The 17,404-nt window shown below is 65.8% G+C and carries 16 protein-coding genes, 1 tRNA gene and 1 pseudogene; 9 read left to right on the forward strand and 9 right to left on the reverse strand.

Annotated elements, in window-relative coordinates; all coding sequences use genetic code 11:
* Window positions 1-24: 24 nt before the first annotated feature.
* Together QX108_RS19230 and QX108_RS19235 are read right to left on the reverse strand one after the other, a co-directional pair.
* Window positions 25-1,314 (reverse strand): glutamate-5-semialdehyde dehydrogenase, encoded by a 1,290-nt coding sequence (locus tag QX108_RS19230; protein ID WP_315781324.1) that lies wholly within the window; start codon window positions 1,312-1,314, stop codon window positions 25-27.
* A gap of 154 nt (window positions 1,315-1,468) precedes the next feature.
* A pseudogene (locus QX108_RS19235) lies at window positions 1,469-1,826 on the reverse strand (PUA domain-containing protein); the annotation flags it as partial.
* 366 nt (window positions 1,827-2,192) lie between these two features.
* On the opposite strand from QX108_RS19235, the gene QX108_RS19240 reads away from it, so the two are divergent.
* Both QX108_RS19240 and QX108_RS19245 read left to right on the forward strand, forming a co-directional pair.
* On the forward strand, window positions 2,193-2,867 hold the full coding sequence (locus QX108_RS19240; protein WP_315781327.1) for a hypothetical protein: 675 nt from the start codon (window positions 2,193-2,195) through the stop codon (window positions 2,865-2,867).
* 144 nt (window positions 2,868-3,011) lie between these two features.
* The gene (locus QX108_RS19245) at window positions 3,012-3,311 is read left to right on the forward strand and encodes a hypothetical protein (protein WP_315723650.1); all 300 of its coding nucleotides are present in this window, start codon (window positions 3,012-3,014) and stop codon (window positions 3,309-3,311) included.
* A 115-nt stretch (window positions 3,312-3,426) separates the two neighbouring features.
* On the opposite strand, the gene proB is transcribed toward QX108_RS19245, so the two are convergent.
* Window positions 3,427-4,560 carry a glutamate 5-kinase gene (gene proB / locus QX108_RS19250; RefSeq protein WP_315781330.1) on the reverse strand — a complete coding sequence of 378 codons (1,134 nt, stop codon included), beginning with the start codon at window positions 4,558-4,560 and terminating at the stop codon, window positions 3,427-3,429.
* A 145-nt stretch (window positions 4,561-4,705) separates the two neighbouring features.
* Window positions 4,706-5,776 (reverse strand): GTPase ObgE, encoded by a 1,071-nt coding sequence (gene obgE, locus QX108_RS19255; protein ID WP_315723655.1) that lies wholly within the window; start codon window positions 5,774-5,776, stop codon window positions 4,706-4,708.
* Between the two features lie 201 nt (window positions 5,777-5,977).
* Between obgE and QX108_RS19260 the strand changes: the two genes are divergently transcribed.
* Window positions 5,978-6,895 (forward strand): DMT family transporter, encoded by a 918-nt coding sequence (locus QX108_RS19260; RefSeq protein ID WP_315781334.1) that lies wholly within the window; start codon window positions 5,978-5,980, stop codon window positions 6,893-6,895.
* Window positions 6,896-7,056: 161 nt separating this feature from the next.
* On the opposite strand, the gene QX108_RS19265 is transcribed toward QX108_RS19260, so the two are convergent.
* The 3 genes from QX108_RS19265 to rplU all read right to left on the reverse strand — a co-directional run bounded on the left by QX108_RS19265 (window position 7,057) and on the right by rplU (window position 8,572).
* Window positions 7,057-7,647 (reverse strand): GNAT family N-acetyltransferase, encoded by a 591-nt coding sequence (locus QX108_RS19265; protein WP_315781337.1) that lies wholly within the window; start codon window positions 7,645-7,647, stop codon window positions 7,057-7,059.
* A 139-nt stretch (window positions 7,648-7,786) separates the two neighbouring features.
* A complete protein-coding gene (gene rpmA, locus QX108_RS19270) occupies window positions 7,787-8,056 on the reverse strand; it encodes a 50S ribosomal protein L27 (RefSeq protein ID WP_315723661.1) in 270 nt (89 codons plus the stop codon).
* Window positions 8,057-8,188: 132 nt separating this feature from the next.
* Window positions 8,189-8,572, reverse strand: a complete 384-nt coding sequence (gene rplU, locus QX108_RS19275; protein WP_257170023.1) for a 50S ribosomal protein L21 — start codon at window positions 8,570-8,572, stop codon at window positions 8,189-8,191.
* Window positions 8,573-8,932: 360 nt separating this feature from the next.
* Here rplU and QX108_RS19280 point away from each other — a divergent pair, with 360 nt between their 5' ends.
* The 5 genes from QX108_RS19280 to QX108_RS19300 all read left to right on the forward strand — a co-directional run bounded on the left by QX108_RS19280 (window position 8,933) and on the right by QX108_RS19300 (window position 14,520).
* The gene (locus QX108_RS19280; RefSeq protein ID WP_315723664.1) at window positions 8,933-10,072 is read left to right on the forward strand and encodes an ROK family protein; all 1,140 of its coding nucleotides are present in this window, start codon (window positions 8,933-8,935) and stop codon (window positions 10,070-10,072) included.
* A 459-nt stretch (window positions 10,073-10,531) separates the two neighbouring features.
* A tRNA-Ser gene (locus tag QX108_RS19285) sits at window positions 10,532-10,621 on the forward strand.
* A gap of 49 nt (window positions 10,622-10,670) precedes the next feature.
* Complete coding sequence (locus QX108_RS19290; protein ID WP_315781345.1) at window positions 10,671-11,429, forward strand: DUF2786 domain-containing protein; 759 nt, start codon at window positions 10,671-10,673, stop codon at window positions 11,427-11,429.
* 162 nt (window positions 11,430-11,591) lie between these two features.
* Window positions 11,592-12,494, forward strand: a complete 903-nt coding sequence (locus QX108_RS19295; RefSeq protein WP_315781347.1) for an HNH endonuclease — start codon at window positions 11,592-11,594, stop codon at window positions 12,492-12,494.
* 721 nt (window positions 12,495-13,215) lie between these two features.
* Entirely contained in the window at window positions 13,216-14,520 is a 1,305-nt protein-coding gene (locus QX108_RS19300) for an IS4 family transposase (RefSeq protein WP_315783851.1), read from the forward strand.
* Window positions 14,521-14,658: 138 nt separating this feature from the next.
* Here QX108_RS19300 and QX108_RS19305 read toward each other — a convergent pair whose 3' ends face one another.
* Window positions 14,659-15,267, reverse strand: a complete 609-nt coding sequence (locus QX108_RS19305) for a hypothetical protein (protein WP_315787210.1) — start codon at window positions 15,265-15,267, stop codon at window positions 14,659-14,661.
* Between the two features lie 203 nt (window positions 15,268-15,470).
* Between QX108_RS19305 and QX108_RS19310 the strand changes: the two genes are divergently transcribed.
* Window positions 15,471-15,803 carry an MmcQ/YjbR family DNA-binding protein gene (locus tag QX108_RS19310; RefSeq protein ID WP_315787212.1) on the forward strand — a complete coding sequence of 111 codons (333 nt, stop codon included), beginning with the start codon at window positions 15,471-15,473 and terminating at the stop codon, window positions 15,801-15,803.
* Between the two features lie 52 nt (window positions 15,804-15,855).
* On the opposite strand, the gene QX108_RS19315 is transcribed toward QX108_RS19310, so the two are convergent.
* A complete protein-coding gene (locus tag QX108_RS19315) occupies window positions 15,856-16,893 on the reverse strand; it encodes a hypothetical protein (RefSeq protein ID WP_315787213.1) in 1,038 nt (345 codons plus the stop codon).
* Window positions 16,894-17,404 lie beyond the last annotated feature (511 nt).

Raw genomic sequence — 17,404 nt, forward strand, 5'->3', positions numbered from 1 at the left:
CAACTCAACCACAGGCTGCGACGGTCATGGCCGCGTCTGCCCAGTGCCGTGGATCCGGTACTTGAAGCTGGTCAACTGTTCGACGCCGACGGGCCCACGTGCATGGAACTTGCCGGTCGCAATGCCGATTTCGGCGCCGAAACCGAACTCGCCGCCATCCGCGAATTGCGTCGAGGCATTGTGCAGCACGATCGCCGAGTCGACCTCGTTGAGGAATCTGTCGGCCGCGGCATTGTCCGCGGTGACGATCGCATCGGTGTGGTGCGAGCCATGCTCGTGAATGTGCGCGATCGCGCCATCCACGCCATCGACGACCTTGGCGGCGATGATGGCGTCGAGATATTCGGTGTCCCAATCCTCGTCGCCGGCGGGCTTCACGCGGGCATCGGCGGCGCGGACGGCGGCATCGCCGCGCACCTCGCAGCCGGCGCCGATCAGTATGTCGACCAGCGGCTCGATCTTGTCCTGCGCCGCCCGGTCGATCAGCAGCGTCTCGGCCGCGCCGCACACACCGGTGCGTCGCATCTTGGCGTTCAGCACGATCGACTTCGCCATCTCCAGATCGGCGGCGCCGTCGACATAGACGTGGTTGACGCCTTCGAGATGCGCGAACACCGGCACCCGTGCCTCGGCCTCGACACGCGCGACGAGGCTTTTTCCCCCGCGCGGCACGATCACGTCGACGCCGCCGTTCAGGCCGGACAGCAGCAGGCCCACAGCCGCGCGGTCGCGCGTCGGCACCAGCGTGATCGCCGCCTCCGGCAGCCCGGCCTCGCGCAAGCCGTCGACCAGGCATTGATGGATGGCGCGGCAGGAGCGGAACGAATCCGAACCGCCGCGCAGGATCACCGCATTGCCGGACTTCAGGCACAGCACGCCGGCATCGGCCGCGACGTTGGGGCGGCTCTCGAAGATCACGCCGATCACGCCGAGCGGAACCCGGACCCGCTCGATGGTCATGCCGTTGGGCCGCTGCCAGCTCTCGGTGACCACGCCGACCGGATCGGCGACGCCGCGCACCACGGCAATGCCATCGGCCATGCCGGCGACGCGCGCCGGCGTCAAGGTCAGACGGTCGACGAACGACGCCGCCATGCCGCCGGCCTTGGCCTCGGCGACATCCTCCGCATTAGCGGCGATGATCGTCTCAGCGCGGGCGCGGATCAGGCGTTCCATCGCCTCCAGCGCTCGGTTCTTCTGCTCGGCCGGCGCCAGCGCCAGCACCCGCGCGGCGGCGCGCGCCTGCTGGGCGAGGTCGTTCATCAGCGCGGGCAGGTCGGCGCTGCCGTCGATGGCTTTGAGAGGCGCGGTCATGGGCGGTTCAACCTTGAATTAAGGTCATGGTGTAGCACGGAAAACGGCCGGATGCGAAGTGCAGGTGACGCTGTTCGAAGCGGTCAGAGAGAGCCTCAAATCCAAGCGTTGGCTATGCTATGGTGCCGTGAGATCGAGGGCGGGAGGCGCCAGCCTATCCGGCGGATGCCACCCCCGCCAGCCCGATGACCAGGTCGTCGCGATGGATCATCTCGGCCCGGCCGGATATTCCCAGGATGACGGCGACGTCAGGTGAGGAGCGCCCCTTGATGCGCTCGGCGTCGTCGGCCTCGTAGGCGACGAGGCTGCGGCCGATCTCGTCGGTGTCCGGGCCGCGCACGACCACGGCATCGCCGCGGGCGAACTGGCCGTCGACCCGGGATCACGCTGGCCGGCAGCAGGCTCTTGCCGGCGCGGAGCGCACTGACGGCGCCGGCGTCGATCGTCAGTGTGCCCTTGGGCTCCAGCAATCCGGCGATCCAGCGCTTTCGTGAGGTGACCGGATTGGCCGGGATCCCGGGTCGGCGCCGCCCGGAGCACTGACGCGCTGCGGACGTGCCCGGCCCGACACCCATTACGTCGAAGTTGCGTTGTCGCACTTAGTGTCCCGTGGAAGAGCCCTGGCTTAGCGAGGCCGGGCAAGCGCCGGGACTTATGGCCTCGCCTCCGATGCACGCGTGGCGTGCAGACGCTGCCGACAGTCGCGCAACAAACAAAAAACACGGCTGATCGGCAAGATCACAATTTCGATCTAAAATTGTATAATCAATGAGCACTCTTTTTGATTGACAAAACTTCAAATTGTTTTAGCTTTAGTATGCTACCTTTCAGTTGTATGCCGATAAAGCGTTTCGTTGCCGCAATTGCTGAGGTGGCAAATGAACAAATGCGCGCTCGCGCCTCGCCTCGTTCTCATATGGCTCTCTGCCATCTGCGCTATCGCAAGCCTGAGCATCGAGCCTTCATCGGCGCAAGCGGCGAGCGCCGCGCTCCCATCCGACATGCTGTTCTTCATGCCAAGCAATACCTGCCCTGCTGGCAGCAGTCGGGCCAACACGAACGGACGCCTGTTGCTGGTTGCCAACGATGCTGGTGCGATAGGGCGTACCTACGGCGATCCTCTCAAGGACCAAGATGATCGCAAGCATCAGCATGATGCCGGTCTCACAGTCACGCTCGATAGTCACCACGTTGCGGGCTCCGGCAACTGCGGCAATGGGCAAGCGACCAGTCGCGGCGATCGCGTATTCGGCGGCAAGACCAAGGGGGCCACATTGGGGCTTCCCGTGGCGTATTTTTCAAAGGCCTGCCCCATCGGGTGGATTGATCTGGCTCAGGCCCTAGCGCGTCTAATGTACGGCCCTGGACGTGGCGAGAACCACTTCACTATCCCGATCGAGCTTCCAGCGGGAATAGACCCCAACTCGCTCATGGCGTGGGAGGTGCGTTTGCGTGAAGAGCAGACAACCGAGTCCGCTCAGGTTGCTGGCTTGCTGCCGGAGGGCCGGAAGCCGGTCACGAAACGGCGTCTAGCAGAGGCCGGACCGCACTGAGGCATACCCCGAAAAGTGCGAGCCGGTTTGAGATCACCCAATTTCGTCGGGCTCTTTGCGGCGTCTCGCCCGGTCGGGGCGGCAGCTGCTTCGATCACAGGATCGAAAGCAACCTCATCTTCAACAGCAAGGAGGACTAGTTCGATGCGCATACTTCTTTCGTCAATGACGATCACGGTACTCTTGTCGGTCGTTCCAACCGCCGTCGCCACGGCCGGGACCGTCACGGCGACGGCGAAACTCGTCAACCCCGGCGGGAAATGTCCGGTTGGGGATCACAACAAGACGGCGAAATTCACTGGACAAGGTTGCACCAAAGGAGCCTGCACGAGCGCCAAACAGACCGCGATGGCCCATCTCAAGGCCGAGGTGGATGCCGCCTGCGACACCTTCATACGCGCCCCCGGTGATTGCGTCAGGAGCGGATGCGCCGTCAAGAAATAGCATTGAACCGAACCCGAGCTTCTCGAGCGCAGCGATGCTTGAATCATCGCCGCGCTTGGGATTGTTGTCCGAGCACGACCTCCGCCGAAGGGCAGCTTCCCATTGAGATCACGGTCTAGCCCGCGGCACCGGCAGGCCCGATCACCAGGTCGTCGCGATGAATCATCTCGGCACGGCCGGAGATCCCCAGGATCACGGCAACATCCGGCGACGACCGGCCCTTGATGCGCTCGGCGTCATCGGCATCGTAGGCGACGAGGCCGCGGCCGATCTCGTGGGTGTCCGGGCCGCGCACGACCACCGCATCGCCGCGGGCGAACTGGCCGTCGACCCGGATCACGCCGGCCGGCAGCAGGCTCTTGCCGGCGCGCAGCGCGGTGACGGCACCGGCGTCGATCGTCAGCGTGCCCTTCGGCTCCAGCGAGCCTGCGATCCAGCGCTTGCGCGCCGTGACGGGGTTGGCGGGCGTGAGAAACCAGGTGCAGCGGCCGCCATTGGCGATCGCGGCCAGCGGGTGCTCGATCTTGCCGGAGGCGATCAGCATGTGAGTGCCGCCGGTCGTGGCGATCTTGGCGGCCTCGATCTTGGTTTTCATGCCGCCGCGGGAGAATTCCGAAGCGGCGCTTCCGGCCATGCCCTCGATGTCGGCGGTGATGCTCTCGACCACCGGGATCAGGCGGGCGTTCGGATCCTGGGCGGGCGGAGCGGTGTAGAGACCGTCGATGTCCGACAGCAGCACCAAGAGGTCCGCGCTCGCCATGGTCGCGACCCGCGCGGCGAGGCGGTCATTGTCGCCGTACCGAATTTCAGCGGTCGCCACCGTGTCGTTCTCGTTGATCACAGGCACCGCGCGCCAATCCAGCAGCTTGGCGATGGTCGAGCGCGCATTGAGATAGCGCCGGCGCTCCTCGGTGTCCTGCAGGGTCACCAGGATCTGGCCGGCGCCGATGCCGTGCGCGCCGAGCACCTCGGACCAGATCCGCGCCAGGGCGATCTGGCCGACCGCGGCGGCGGCCTGGCTCTCTTCGAGCTTCAGCGGTCCGCGCGGCAGCTTCAGCCGGCTTCGCCCGAGCGCGATCGAGCCCGACGACACCACCAAGAGCTCGCAGCCGCGGCCATGCAGCCGCGCGATGTCGGCCGCCAGCGCCGTCAGCCAGGAGGCGCGGACCTCGCCGGCCTCGGAATCGACCAGCAGCGACGAGCCGACCTTGACGACGATGCGGTGGAAATTTTCGAGACGGGGTGCCATGGCGTGAACGGGGTCGGTTCGAGCTCTCGTCGCGTGTCGAGCGGTTGCGTGACTGGCACGCGGGCCGCGCGGGACGGAGCAAGGAGTGATTGATCGCGGCGGAGTGTCGCAAGCCAGGGCCCGCGAGGCAAGGTTGAGCTTCAGCTCAACCTTGTGGTGGCGAGGGCGCCGCCCATGGCTCTTCGGTTGCCGCGCTCTCGGCCGTGCTCTTGGCCTTGTTGGATACCGGCTGCTCGCTGATCACATCGGCGAGCTTGCGAAGGGCGTCCTTGACGCCTTCGCCGGTCGCGCCGGAGATCAGCAGCGGCGTCTTCTTGGCCGCGCGCTTGAGCCGGTCCTTCTGCTTCTTCAGCTCATCCGGATCGACGGCGTCGATCTTGTTGAGTGCGACGATCTCGACCTTGTCGGTGAGCTCGCCGCCATAGGCCTCGAGCTCGTGCCGCACCGTCTTGTAGGCCTTGCCGGCATGCTCGCAGGTGGCATCGACCAGATGCAGCAGCACGCGGCAGCGCTCGACATGGCCGAGGAAGCGGTCGCCGAGCCCGGCGCCCTCATGCGCGCCCTCGATCAGGCCGGGAATGTCCGCCAGCACGAATTCGCGGCCGTCGGCGTTCACGACGCCGAGCTGCGGGTGCAGCGTGGTGAACGGGTAGTCGGCGATCTTCGGCTTGGCGGCCGACACCTTCGACAGGAAGGTCGACTTGCCGGCGTTGGGCAGCCCGACCAGGCCGGCATCGGCGATCAGCTTCATGCGCAGCCAGATCCAGCGCTCCTCGCCGGGCTGGCCGGGATTGGCGTGGCGTGGTGCGCGGTTGGTCGGCGATTTGAAATGCGCATTGCCGAAGCCGCCATTGCCGCCCTCAGCCAGAACGAAGCGTTCGCCGACGGCGGTAAAGTCGTGAATCAGCGTCTCGCGGTCCTCGTCGAAGATCTGGGTGCCGACGGGAACCTTGAGCACCACGGACTTGCCGCCAGCTCCGTGGCAGTCCTTGCCGGAGCCGTTTCCACCCCGCTGCGCCTTGAAATGCTGCTGGTAGCGGTAGTCGATCAGGGTGTTGAGTCCGTCGACGGCCTCGATCACGACGTCGCCGCCGCGGCCGCCATTGCCGCCGTTCGGACCGCCGAACTCGATGAACTTCTCGCGCCGGAACGCAACGCAACCGTTGCCGCCGTCGCCGGAGCGCACATAGACCTTGGCTTCATCGAGGAATTTCATGATGCGCCTTACGTAGGCGAGGCGGGCCGCCGCGGCAACCGTGGAATGGGTTTAATTCGGCCGGAAGCCTTAATTTCGGGCGGTATCTCAGCGTTGCGCAAGGGGTGTGCGAGCGTTGCGCCGGGGTTGCGGCAGGGCTGCGTCACGCTTTCCGCGGAAGGGCTGGAGCCGGTCAGGCCTGCCTGATAAGGCAGCACCATCATGAGCGTGCTCTCCCGAATCTCCACCGCCACCGACGAGCGTTCGGCGCGACTGGCCGGCATCGGCCTGATGCTGCTGTCGATCGCGATGTTCTCGTTCGGCGACGCGCTGGGCAAGTTCCTGGTGTCGACCTACTCCGTCGGCCAGCTGTTGTGGCTGCGCGCCTGCGCGGCGCTGCTGCTGCTGGCGCCGTTCATCTGGCGCAACCGCGCCGCGTTCCTGCAGCTCGAGCGGCCCTGGCTGCAGCTGGTACGCGTGGTCCTGTCGACCCTGGAGGTCGCGGCGTTCTTCCTCGCCACCGTGTATCTGCCGCTCGCCGACGTCATCACCTATTATCTCGCCGGGCCGATCTTCGTCACCGCGCTGTCGGCGCTGGTGCTGCGCGAGCATGTCGGCTGGCGGCGCTGGACCGCGATCCTGATCGGCTTCTGCGGCGTGCTGATTGCGCTGCGTCCGTCGGCGCAGACCTTCAGCCTGCCGGCGCTGATCGCGCTCGGCGGCAGCCTGTCCTTCGCGGTTCTGATGCTGATCACGCGCTCGTTGCGCTCGACGCCCGACATCGTGATGGCCTCATCGCAGTTCGTCGGCACCTTCCTGCTCGGCGCCGCGATGTCCGCATTCGGCTGGGTCACGCCGACGCCCGGCAGCCTGGTGCTGTTCGCCGCCGCCGGCCTGATCTCGGTGACCGCGCTGTTCTGCGTCAACCGCTCGCTGAAGCTCGCGCCGGCCTCGGTGGTCGTGCCCTATCAGTACACGATGATCGTCTGGGCCGTGCTGTTCGGCTTCGTCGTGTTCGGCGACGTGCCGCATCCGGCGACGATCGTCGGCGCCATCATCATCATCGGCGCGGGGCTGTACATCTACCTGCGCGAGCGCGGCCTGGGGCAGGGCCAGGGGACAGTGAATCCGCCGGTGTAGCGGCACCCCCCGCCGTCGTCCCGGCCTCGAGCCGGGACCCAGACTCCGTGCAGCCCACGTCGGAGAAGGCTGTGGCTCCAGCGTGATCCCACCACCGATTTCGGTGGCTATGGGTCCCGGCTCGAGGCCGGGACGACCGTGAGTTTGGAGCGGTCGCCCGGCTAACTCCGCCGCCCCGTCTTGGCCCACGCCTTCAGCGAGGCCCACACCCCGCGCGTCAGCCGGAACGCATCGACCGGGGCCGACGAGCCGAGCACCTCGAAGCGGTGCAGCTCGACGCCGGTCCATTGGAAGCCGCACTTTTCGAGGATGTTGCGCGAGGCCGGGTTGCTGACCCGCGCATGCCCGATCAGGACATTGTCCTCGCTCGTCTCGAAGAAGTCGTCGATCGCGGCGCGCGCAGCCTCGGTGCCGAAGCCGCGGCCCCAATGCTCGACGCCAAGCCAGTAGCCGAGCTCCGCGCGGCCGGATGCCGGCCGGTTGATGCCGACCATGCCGATCGGCGCATCCAGATGCTCGATCACGAACGCGGTCTCGCCGCTCTGCTCCAGCGCACGCACGAAGCGGGCGGCATCGACCTCGGAATAGGGATGCGGCAGCCGGCGCGTGTTCTCGGCAATGCGCCGGTCATTGGCGAGCCGGGCGATGGCGGTCACGTCGGCGAGCACCGGCGGACGCAGGGTCAGCCGTTGTGTCTCGAGGACGCAAGGTCTCGCCTCGCGCAAGGTGGGAGTGGTGATGTCCTGCAGCATGTCGGGCTCCATCGACGCTTCGGGATCAATCGATCAGCGAAAATGAAAAGGGGAGGCCGGTTGTCCCGCCTCCCCTGGAGCCATCTGGCGCTCCGCCGGTTCGTCAGGACCCGGCGGACGCGAATTGTTCCACCGTATGTTACTCAGCAGCTTGGGCGGCTACCGGGCGTACCGAGATGAACGTGCGGTTGGCACGGTCATGGAACTCGACGACACCCTCGATTTTCGCGAAGATCGTGTGGTCCGTGCCCATGCCGACGTTCATGCCGGGGTGCCAGGTCGTGCCGCGCTGACGCGCAATGATGTTGCCGGGAATCACGCGCTCGCCGCCGAACGCCTTGATGCCGAGGCGCTTGCCCTTGGAGTCGCGTCCGTTGCGGGATGAACCGCCTGCCTTTTTATGAGCCATCGCTCGTCTCCGATCTCTCAGATCACCATTAGCGCGATTCCGCTAAGGGATCATTCACATTTGCTGGGCGCGGACGAAAAATCCGCGCGATGAAGGTTTGAAGCCGATGCGGCGCGCCACGCGCGCCAGCATTTACTCGGCGGCGTCGGCCGCCGGGGCTTCCGCCTTGGCCTTCTTCGGGCGCGGGCCCTTGGTCGGCTTGGCGTTGTCGGTCAGAATCTCCGAGACGCGGACCAGAGTCAGCTCGTCCCGGTAGCCGCGCTTGCGGCGGGAATTCTTGCGGCGGCGCTTCTTGAACGCGATGACCTTGGGGCCGCGCTTGTGGTCCAGCACCTCGACGGCCACGGACGCGCCGGCCACCGCCGGAATGCCCAGCACCGGGGTGTCGCCACCGACCACCAGCACTTCGTTCAGCTGCACGATCGTGCCGGGTTCACCGTCGATCTTGCCAATCTCGAGCACATCATCCGGGGCGACGCGGTATTGCTTGCCGCCGGTCTTGATGACTGCGAACATCGTTCTCATCCTTCGTGTTCGATCCCGGCCTCGGTGCGCGCTGGCCCCGGGTCGGCTTCTTGTTCAGTCGTTATGGTTCATGAGATCCGGCCCAATCGGGGCCGGCGTCGGCGTGTCCCTGGCATCGAGGCCAGTCCGATACGCGCAACGACAATCGGCGCGAGAAGCTCGCGCCGGTCGATCGGGGGCTTATAGCCGCTCGGGGCGACGAGTCAAGGAAAAGGGCGAATGGCGAATAGGGAGTAGCGAGTAGGGAAGGGCGCCGGCCGAGCCCTATTCGCCCTTCGCTACTCGCTATTCGCTGCCTCCCCCGAACCATCTGTTCCGTCCGCCGTTATCGCCGCACACACGGAGCAAGACATGGCCGACGACGTCATGACCACCACGGGCATCGCCCGCCACGGCGCCGCCCGGCTGCCGTCGGTCGAGATTGACAGCTTCAACATCGAGCTGAAGGATGAGGACGGTTTCCTCGGCGACCGCGCCTCCAAGGGCGCCTTCCGCAAGATCCTGGAGCGCTGGCGCAAGCCGTTGCGCAAATCCGGCAAGGATCCGTTCGGCGACGAGGACAGCGAGACCATCAGCAAGAAGGCGCTGGATGAGATCCTGGTCGGCGACGACACCGAGGCCTCGGCGGTCGTCCATTCCGCGACCGAGGAGTTCGCCCAGGAGCTCGCCCATGTCACCCGCCGATTCCTGCGCACCAAGGCTTGGGCCAAGACCGAATGCATCGTGGTCGGCGGCGGTTTTCGCGATTCCCGGCTCGGCGAGCTGGCGATCGCGCGCACCGAGATCATCCTCAAGGACGAGGGCTTTGGCGTCGAGCTCGAGCCGATCCGCTACCACCCCGACGATGCCGGCCTGATCGGCGCGCTGCATCTGGCGCCGTCCTGGATCTTCGAGGCCCACGACAGCATCCTCGCCGTCGACATCGGCGGCACCAACATCCGCTGCGGCGTGGTCGAGACTGCCTGGAAGAAGTCGCCGGACCTGTCGAAGGCGTCGGTGTGGAAGTCCGATCTGTGGCGCCATGCCGATGACGAGCCCACGCGGGAAGGTGCGGTCAAGCGGCTCGCCAAGATGCTGAAGGGGCTGATCGAGGAGGCCGACACCGAAGGGCTCAAGCTCGCGCCCTTCATCGGCATCGCCTGTCCCGGCGTCATCAACGAGGATGGCTCGATCGAAAAAGGCGCGCAGAACCTGCCGGGCAATTGGGAGAGCAGCAAGTTCAATCTGCCGGCCAGCCTGGTCGAGGCGATCCCGATGATCGGCGATCACGACACCGCGGTGCTGATGCACAATGACGGCGTCGTGCAGGGCCTCTCCGAGGTGCCGTTCATGCAGGAGTTCGAGCGCTGGGGCGTGCTGACCATCGGCACCGGCCTCGGCAATGCCCGCTTCACCAACCGGCGCAAGGAGAACGGCCGCAAGGACAAGGACGACAAGGCCAGGGAGGACAAGTCCGACGACAAGAAGGCGGCCAAGAAGAAGAAGGATTGAACGGGCATCTGCCCGTGGCCCGTCCGCATCCGGTGCAATATGTTGCGCAGCATGGATGCCGCGGCAGGCGCCGCCGCGATTCATCGCGTGCGAAAAAGTACCGTGCCACCAATCGGATAGATCGGCAGCCCCGGTAACCTTGACCGGTTAGGTTAAGGACCGGTTTGCGTTGCGGTGCACGCAAGGATGGCCCAGGGTCGGCCGTGTCGCTCAGGCCGGCCGGATTGACCCCCGTCTCTTCCGTCGGTTTCCCCAAGATGTAGCGGCACGGGACCGCCGGCATGTGTCAGCGTACGGCGGTCCCACCTGTCTGGGCCGCCCCCGCCGGCCCGCCTCGCAGCGCAGGCGCAGCCCGCGCTGCCGATTTCGGTTGGAATATCGCAAACCCCGCCTTGTCACCCCCGCCGCCGTGCCCTAGAACGGCGCCCGACCCGGGGGCGCCGCCCCTGATTTGCGCCTGGAGAGGTGGCAGAGTGGTTGAATGCACCGCACTCGAAATGCGGCATAGGTGCAAGCCTATCGGGGGTTCGAATCCCTCCCTCTCCGCCAGCTTTACCCGTCCGCTGCGTGCCGGCCGGGCCTCCTTGGGCCGAGACCGGTGAGCCAGACGTTCGATTCCCTCGCCTCCGATCCTGCCGCGCTCGACAAGCTGAAATCCCGCATCCAGGCGTTGCGCGCGAAAACCATCGCCAATGGCTGCACCGAGGACGAGGCGCTGTCGGCGGCCGCCAAGGTCGCCGAGCTGCTCGACCGTCACGATCTGTCGCTGTCGGATCTCGAGCTGAAGGCGTCGGCGTGCGTGCGCAAGGTCTACGAGACCCATCGCAAGAAGCGCATCCCGCTCGACGACTGCATCGGCGCGATCGCGCTGTTCTGCGATTGCCGGGTCTGGCGCGAGAAGACTGCGAGCGGCGACAACGGCTACGTGTTCTTCGGCCTCTCCGCCGATGTCGAGGTGGCGCATTATCTGGCCGAGCTGATCGACGGCGCGGTGCGCGCCGAGCTCGGCCGGTTCAAGACCTCGGCCGACTACCGCCGCTTCCGCCACCAGGACCGGCATCTCGCCAACGCCTCCTTCGCCCTCGGCATGGTCGCCTCGATCGGAGACCGCCTGGCGGTGATGAAGAAGAGCCGCGATCAGGTCAACGAAAGCACCGGCCGCGGCCTGGTGGTGCTCAAGACGTCGGTCGTGGATGCGGAGTTCGACAAGCTCGATCTCAATCTGCGGACGGCGCGCTCGACCAGCCGGATGGTGTCGATGGCGGCCTACGAAGCCGGCGGCGCCGCCGGCGCCACGCTCGCCATCAACACCGGCATCAGCGGCGCGCAGCGGACAGATTCGAAGGGCGGCGGGTAGGAACTCCGGCTTGGGCCGGTCTTCATATCGGTCTGGTGCGCGAGCGGCGCCTTGCGTTACTTTTTGGCGCGGGCAAGGTGCAGCCAGAGCAACGTCCGCCGCGAAAGTGCAGAATTGCGCTGGTCTGTAGTGCGCGAGGTGCCGATCCGCTAAGCTGGCTGCATGAGCTACTGCGTCTTCATGCATCGGACTGATTCGATCTACGACGACAGTCCGGCGGAGCAGTACCAATTCCCTAGGCAATATCTCGGTCGAGCCCAGGGGAGTATCGGAGATTGGATCGTCTATCTCGAACCCACGAAGGTTCCGGGCACGCGCGGCTATTTCGCAATCGCGCGGGTAGAGCGGATCATCCCCGATCCCAAGGCGCGCGACATGTATCTGGCGCTCATTCAGCCCGGCTCGTATCTCGAGTTCGTCAGTCCGGTTCCGTTCAGCGAGTTGAACAGTCCGATCGAGCGAGGCCTTCTCAATGAGGAAGGCAAGCTCTCAGGAAGAGCGCAGGCGGCCGTTCGCCCGATTTCGCCGGCAGATTTCCAGCGCATCATCGAGCGCGGTTTGGATGAGCGAGACGCGGTGTTACCGCGGGTCCCCGACACGGCCGATCCCGCTGCCGGGCTTGAAGAAGGCCAGACGCCTTTTGTGTCGGAACAGCTACGCGATCGCATACAACGTCTCACGTCACGGATCGTGCGAGATCGCCTGTTTCGGAAGATCGTGCTGCGGGCCTATCGCGAGCGTTGCGCGATCACCGGGTTGAAGCTGATTAACGGCGGCGGGCGAGCCGAAGTTAACGCTGCCCATATCCGTCCCGTCGAGGCGAATGGACCCGATCTGGTGACTAACGGCCTGGCGCTTTCGGGGACGGTCCACTGGATGTTCGATCGCGGATTGATCAGTCTGGGTGATGATCTCGCCATCCTGATCTCGCGGCACGTCAATGACGTCGATCGGATCCGCGGCTTCATCAATTCCTCTGGGTTTGCCCTTGCTCCGGATCGTGCGGGTGATCGGCCGCATCCGCACTTTCTTCAGTGGCACCGCGAGCATTGTTTCAAAAAATGAGCTGAGCCGCCGGCTCAGCCAAAGCGAGGCCGTCAGTTCACCCGAAGGCCATCTCGGCGTTGAGCTTGTCGGGCTCCTCCTTGAACATCGATGCGCGCTGTGCACGTCAGTTTCGAAGATCTGCAGGTTGCGGATTGTCGGGTCGCGCAGCGATTTTGAGTTCCCCGGCCGCATCGCTGATGCCCCCGTCCGGCGAGGCCGGTCGGGGCTACTGCGCAGTTTCACGCAGGCTAGAGCATGATGTGTTTCTTCGGAATCGCATCATGACGGCATGACGCACCTTTTCGATCCCGCAGCGCGCAGCTTCGAGGTCAGCCCCGCTCTCACCCTCCCCTGGAGGGCAGGGCTATCGCATGTGACGGTCGCAGCTTTGTGCTCATCTCTTTCCACGTCGTCATGGCCGGGCCTGTCCCGGCCATCCACGCCGGCCGGCATGCTGAGAACGACGTGGATGCCCGGGACAAGCCCGGGCATGACGGAGTAACTAACTTGCAGGATCGTTCGTCGCCATAGCCCGGAGTTTCCACATGCGACTGCCCTCCCCCTCCAGGGGCTAATTTCAGCACAGATCTTTTGGCGCTTTTTCAAGTATTTAGACTTGAAGCGAGGGAATCGACTGTGATTCTTTTTCTGCCGTCGCGATTCGCGCAAGCAAGCGGTGGCAGAAAATGAGTCTCGGATATTTTGGCGACGCGCGCCTTAAAAAAACGGCGCGCGCCTGTTGCAGCGCGTCTCCGATCGGCAGACGATCTGTCTGCGTCAGCTCGGCGACACGCGAGCGGAGCAGGTCGCGTTTCGACGCTTTGTGAGCAACGATCGGGTCACGGTCTCGAAGATGGTGGTGCACCAGAGGACACGGGTGGCCAAGGCATGCGCCGGCCGCCACGTGCTGGTGATCCAGGACACCAGCGAGATCAACTACGAGAGCCAACGAGGCCGCAAGCGTGGCCTCGGCACCGTCGGCAACGGCCGCGATGTCGGGCTGTTCGTGCATCCGATGCTGGCCGTTGATGCCGAACGCGGATATTGCCTGGGCCTGCTCGACGTCCAGGTCTGGCGACGCACGAAGGCCAAGAGCAAGAACTATCGTCGCCAACCGATCGAGGAGAAGGAGTCCATACGCTGGCTCAAGGGTCCCCAGCGTGCCAAGGCAGCGCTAGGGCAAGCCGCCATGGTCACGGTGATCGATGACCGCGAAGGCGACATCTATGAGAAGTGGGACCGTCTGCCGGACCGGCGGACGCACCTTCTGACCCGTGCGTCGCGTGACCGCGCGGTGGTGGGCGGTGGGACGCTGCTCGCGGCCATGGAGCAGCTTCCCCACATGCACAGCTACCAACTCGATCTGCCGGCACGGCAAGGCAAGCGCCAAGCGCGGCAGGCCAACCTGATCATGCGGTTCGGGCGGATCCGGATCCGCCGTCCCGGATCCTGTTCCGACCCAGACGCCCAGGCGGAGATCGAGCTGTCCGCCATCGAGGTGATCGAACAGAACCCGCCGGACGGCGAGGCGCCGGTTCATTGGCGCCTGCTGACGACCCATGCGGTCGACACGGTCGCCCAGGCCATGACGGTGATCGGCTGGTATCGGCAACGCTGGCACATCGAGCAATTGTTCCGGACCGTGAAGACCCAGGGCCTGGGAATCGAAGAGAGCGTCGTCGAGGATGGCGACGTGCTGGAAAAGCTCGTCGTCATCGCCTTGATCGGCGCAACGATCAGCATGCAATTGGTGCTCGCGAGGGCTTCCCCCCATCACGACCAGCCAGCCAGTCACGTCTTCGACGACAGACAGATCGAGGTCCTCACCGCGCTACAGGCCAAGCTTCAAGGCAAGACCGTCAAACAGCAGAACCCCTTTGCGCCCCAAAGCCTCGCCTGGGCGGCCTGGTCGATTGCGCGCCTCGGCGGATGGACCGGCTATGAAAGCGAGCGATCCACCGGGCCAATCACCATGTCCCGCGGACTGACCCGCTTCAACGCAATCACCGAAGGTTACTTCCTCGGAGATGTGTGCTCAGACTAGCCCTCCAGGGGAGGGTGAAACTGAATTCGCGGGCCTTCCGTCGCCCCTATCAGCACGTTGGCGATGAGAGCATGATGCGTTTCCACATCATCGCATCATGCTCTAGTGGCGTCTCTGACAAATGGTCTCGGCGTCGGCTCAGCTCTTCGGGCCGCTCCCCTTCAACGCATTCCAGGCGGCCTGGTTGGCCGCGTCGAAGGCCTTGCGGGATTCGCTCAAGGCGGCGCTGAACACGGACCAGGATTGAGAGCCGGTCTGTTTCAGCGTCTCGAGATGAGCCCCGGCCTGGGCCGCATCGGATTTGAGCTGCGTGAGCACGGCGTCGAGATCGGTGGTGCCGGCGGTCGTCACCTTGGTGGCCGCCTCGCGAAACCTGTCGGCGGACTCGCGCCACGCCTTGGCCTGCGCTGCCGCGATGTCCTTGAAGGTTGCCTGCTGCTGCTCGGCCTGCTTGCCGGCGGTGTCGAAGAAGCTCTTCATCTGGGTTTCGAAGCCGGCCCAATGCTGGTCCAGCTCGATCTTCGCGCTGGCCAGCGCGGCCTCGCCGGCTTCGACTTGCGTCTTGAGCAGGGCCTCGAGATCGCTGCGGCGCTTCTTCAGGTCCGCGATGATCTCTTGCGCCTTGACCTTGGATGCCGCCTCGGCCTCGGCGGCCTTGACGTCAAGCGAGGCGAGCGCGGCATCCATCTCCTGGATGCGCTCCCTGGCCCAGTTCAAATAGACGCTCATGCTGCTCTGCTCTGACATCGTCGATCTCCCTTGATCTGCCCGGAAGTGAGCATATAAAAACAACACCGTATAGTTTTGACCTGCGTCAAGCCGGACGCTCCGGTGAGTTCACGTTCCGGTGCGCGGTTCCCGGCAACTCGGCCGCGGAGCGATCCGCACCGCGTGGCCCTGCGCCGCCGAAAGATGCTAACCGTGTCGCCGAGCATACGGGAGCGTTTTGAATGACCGGTGACGAATTCCGCGTCCTCGCCCTGTCGTTCGCGGGAACGACGCAAGCGCCGCATTTCGACCGCACGGCGTTCAAGGCCAAGCGCATCTTCGCGACCCTGGCGGCGGACGGACGATCCGCCAACCTGCTGCTCACGCCGGAGGAGCAGGAGTTCTACAGCGGCGTCGATCCGGCCGGCTTCCGCCGGCTGCCCAACAAATGGGGTGACCAGGGCTGGACCTGCGCCACCCTCGCGGATGTCGATCCCGGCCTGATGCGCGACGTGCTCGCCAAGGCCTGGCAGCTGGCAAGCCCGTCGAAGCCGGCGCGATCCCGCCGCAAATGAGCTCGGCTGCCGATCCGTCGCGGCCGCCGGCGCTTGCCGGGCGCTGACGCCCTCACACCCGCCGTCCCACCATCAGCAGGATGCCGCCGATCTGCGGCAGCAGCGCCAGCAGGATCAAACGCAGCATGACGAAATCGTCGGCCGACGGCTTCACCGCGCCGCGCGACACCCAGGCCACCAGCTTGATCGCGGCCTCGGTCTGCGGATCGGCGGTCTGGCTCACCGTGGCCATCGCCGCGTCCAGCGCCTGCCGCCGCTCGGCGACCGCCGCCTCGCGCTCCCGACAGAACTTGCCGACGCCGCCCTTGCACTCGCGGTCGCGCGCGATCATCGCGTCGCTCAGCGCGGTCTGTGCCGCCTGCACCGCCGGCGTCACCCGCGAGGCGCGCGCCAGCGTGACGTCGCTGATGTTGGTCGAGGCGAAGCCGATGCCGGCGGTCACCGCGAACACGAAGGTCATCAGCCACACCAGCCATCCCGTCAGCGCCGAGGCGCGGTGCCGTCCCTGCCACAGCCGGGCCGCGCAGGTCGGCATGACCAGCGCGACCAGGTCGGCGGTGACGCCGACCGCGAGAAACATCCAGCCCGCGGTGCTGTTCGAGCCCAGCGAATGCGCGAACCAGCCGTTCATGGCCATGCCGACGGCAGCGAGCGCCAGCGCGGCCAGCTGCAGCAGGACCGAGGAGGCGGTGATGCCGACACGCACAGGCTTCGCCGGCGCGACCGGCGCGGCGGCCGGGACGACCTCGCCCGCGATCGCGGCCGACGCTTCGCGCGGCGGCAGCGCGGCCGGCGGCGGCGCTGCGGCCGGAATCGCCGCGGCCGCCGCGCTGGCAGCCGCCTCCGTGCGCGACGCCTCGGCAACGGCCGGAGCTTTCGCCGGCTCGTTCACATAGTCCAGGAAGTCCGGCATGATCAGCGTTTCGGACGCCAGCATCTCGTCGTCGAGCGCTGACGCCTTGGTCTTCTCCGACCGCTCGGTTTTTGGCCGCGAACGCGGCTTGACGACCTTGGGACGCTTCGGGCGCGGCTTGGCCGTCTTCGGCTGCTGCCAGGGAATGATCGAGGCGACTACGGACTCATCAGCCATCGGGGCTGCTCCAATCGGTGGTGATGGGCGCGCGGCTGCGTTTGCACGCAGCGCTGATCGCGCCGGCATCGGGGTGCACGTCTGATCGGGAGGTGAGCAGCGGCCCGCATCGAGGGCGGGCTTGAGGTGTCTTGCGGCCTGGCTGGCGTCGCGCGAAGAAATCGTTGGCATCTCACGCGCCCTGAACCGCCGATGATGCGGTGGGCTGCGGTCACGGACGCCGCGTAATGAGGCGGCGCCCGGAAGGTTCTGGTCCGCGCGGGGCCGGGCCGGTCAGCAATCTGCCCAACACCCTTGTTCTTAACCAATGGTTAACACGGATTCGCCGGTTTCGAAACCGCGCGGCGCGTGTAGCGGGACGGTGCGAGCTGAAGAGTGGCGAGCTGCGGCTTTGGAGTCACAACCGGCGGATGAGAAGTGTTGCCAGGGCGCTGGCAACAGCGCTACGTGCGATAGTCGAACATGGTCTATGCGGCCGGCCTCAACATGAGCGCGTCATCCCTCGCCGGAG

Origin of the sequence: Bradyrhizobium sp. SZCCHNR1002 (genome assembly GCF_032381435.1) — a bacterium.
GTDB lineage: Bacteria > Pseudomonadota > Alphaproteobacteria > Rhizobiales > Xanthobacteraceae > Bradyrhizobium > Bradyrhizobium aeschynomenes.